The 2,579-nt window shown below is 39.4% G+C and carries 2 protein-coding genes; both read right to left on the bottom strand.

Annotated features, from left to right (window positions below):
* Window positions 1-26: 26 nt before the first annotated feature.
* Entirely contained in the window at window positions 27-992 is a 966-nt protein-coding gene (locus NJ959_RS28375) for a carbohydrate ABC transporter permease (RefSeq protein WP_254015112.1), read from the bottom strand.
* Window positions 993-1,112: 120 nt separating this feature from the next.
* Entirely contained in the window at window positions 1,113-2,393 is a 1,281-nt protein-coding gene (locus tag NJ959_RS28370; protein ID WP_256529929.1) for an ABC transporter substrate-binding protein, read from the bottom strand.
* Window positions 2,394-2,579: the final 186 nt, after the last annotated feature.

Genomic DNA, 2,579 nt, shown 5'->3' with positions numbered 1-2,579 from the left:
ACTCCCCACTCCCCACTCCCCACTCCCTACTCCCCACTTTGCTGTCGAAAACGACGGATATTACCGATTGTAACTGGAATAATAGCCAATAATAAGATAACTGCGATCGCACTTCCTCTACCATAGTCCCGATAGTTAAACATTTCCTTAATCATACGAGAAGCAATCACTTCTGTACCTTGATTCCCAGCAGTCATCACAAATACAATATCAAAAACTTTCAGTACCATAATTACCACCGTCGTTGCCACAACCGCAATTGTACTGCGAATCATGGGAATAGTAATTCGCCAAAATATCTGCCACTCATTAGCCCCATCCATCCTGGCTGCTTCCATAATATCTTTGGGAATCCCTTTCACTGCCGCTGAAAGCAATACCAGACAAAACCCTGTTTGGAGCCAAATCATAATGGCAATTAGTGCAAAGTTATTGAAAGATTGTTCCACCAACCAGCCAATTGGCTGGAATCCTAAACTAGTGACAATGCCATTCAATAAGCCAATTTGTTCCGCACCTGTAGCACGAAAAGCATAGACAAATTTCCAAATCACACTAGCACCAACAAAAGATATTGCCATCGGCAAAAAAATCAGGGATTTGGCAATAGCTTCATACCGCACTCTATCCATGAGTACAGCCATAATTAAACCCAATCCTACACTAAAACCCGTTACCAGTACCAACCATAACAAATTATTGCGAAAGGCAATTCCCATAGTTTCGCTAGTGAAGGCAAAAATATAGTTATCTAGTCCAACAAAATTTTGCGATCGCTTATCGAAAAAACTGATATAAATAGTATTGATTGTGGGGAGGATTAGGTAAGCTGTCAAAAGGATAATGGCTGGTAATAAGTATAGCCAAGGGAGAATTTGCATTCGCAATTTGTATGGCAGTAAATCAACTAATATGTTCAGTCCATAAAATAAAGTGATGAAGCCACCACAGCCAATAATAATACCAAAGATAGAGTTGATAATTTGACTCATTATTATAAATTTTATGATTTGATTACTTCTTAGCACAGGCAAGATGCCTGTGCTAAGATTTATGAATTTAGGTTGATCTTATTTAATCATTCCCCACTCCCCATTCCCTATTCCCCCTTATCACTTTTTAGGCCAACTTTCATCAATATTTTTCAAAACACTATTGAGATCTTTTCCTCCAACATAATCAACAATACCTGTCCAAAATGTCCCAGTACCCACTGCACCGGGCATCATATCGGAGCCATCAAAGCGTAAAACTTTAGCATTTCTTAAAATTTCCGCTTGACGTTTCATCACCTCGTCGGGATAAATATTTAAACTTACCTGTTTGTGAGGTGAAAGATATCCGCCAAAACTAGCCAGAATTTCATGGGGTTTGGGGGTAGCCAAATACTTCATCAAAGCCCTAACTTCTGGAGTATCCTTAAACATTGCCACCATTTCGCCGGATACTAATATACTATCGCCAAATTCTTTATTAATTATCGGGAATGGAAAAACATCGACATCCTTTCCTACTACCACATTTTTCGGGAAGAAAGCAGTGATAAAACTACCTTGGTGGTGCAGATAACAGCTTGGTGGTTTATCGAATAAACCTTTAGGAGAATCACCAAAAGGAGTACTGATTACACCAGTTTTTCCACCTACTACATATTTAGGATTCTGGACAATTTTACCAAATTCCTCAAACCCTGCCTTAACTTGAGGATCGCTAAAAGGGATTTTATGAGTAACCCATCGATCGTAAACTTCAGGTCCAGAGGCGTGTAATATAATATCTTCTACCCAATCAGTACCCACCCAACCAGTGGCATTACCATTCTCCATTCCCAAGCACCAAGGAACACCCCCATCTGCCACAATTTTGTCAGAAAGTGCGATCATTTCCTTCCAAGTTGATGGAATTTTATATCCTTTTGCGGTAAAAGATGCGGGATTATACCAAACCAAACTCTTGACAAAAGCCCTATACCAAATACTGTAAATTTTGCCATCAACACTACCTAGATCGATCCAATCTTTAGCATAATCTTTAGATAACTCATTTTTATCTATAAAAGTATCCACTGGTATTAGTTTACCTTCCCTGGCAAAATCTGCCATCAACCCAGGCTGGGGAAACATAGCAATATCAGGAGCATTTCCAGAGTCAACTCGCACCGGAAGCAGAGTTGCAAACTCATTCGTTCCCTCATATACAATCTTAATACCAGTTTCTTCGGTAAAAGGGGCTAAGGCTTTTTGAAGTTGTTCCTCTTCGTTCCCCGTTACCACGCCCATAATCCTAATAGTTTTACTACTATTAGATTTTCCTTGTGGGGAACCACAGGAAAATAAAATTATCGATAAACACAGAAGTAAAATTAGTGAGTTGCCTATTTTTTGTTTGAACATTTCAAATGGTTTCGCTGACACAGGATTGTTCTACATATTCTATATTACCAAAGTTTAAGATTACGCTTTGCTAGAAGTGCTTGAGTATTGAATTGTTGAGCTGATAGGTGACTGAAAACCGCTATAGATTCAGGTAACGTTGGAAACCGACTCCCCACTCCCCACTCAAGGATGAAGGATGAAGGA

Origin of the sequence: Limnofasciculus baicalensis BBK-W-15, from assembly GCF_024178385.1 — a bacterium.
Taxonomy (GTDB): domain Bacteria; phylum Cyanobacteriota; class Cyanobacteriia; order Cyanobacteriales; family Coleofasciculaceae; genus Limnofasciculus; species Limnofasciculus baicalensis.
Note: the sequence above shows the minus strand (reverse complement) of the source record. Positions and strands in the feature narration are given on the sequence as shown.

What these genes read in the sequence shown, in the direction of transcription:
- NJ959_RS28375 (WP_254015112.1), bottom strand. Translation starts at nt 992, where the DNA reads ATGAGTCAAATTATCAACTCTATCTTTGGTATTATTATTGGCTGTGGT.
- NJ959_RS28370 (WP_256529929.1), bottom strand. Translation starts at nt 2,393, where the DNA reads ATGTTCAAACAAAAAATAGGCAACTCACTAATTTTACTTCTGTGTTTA.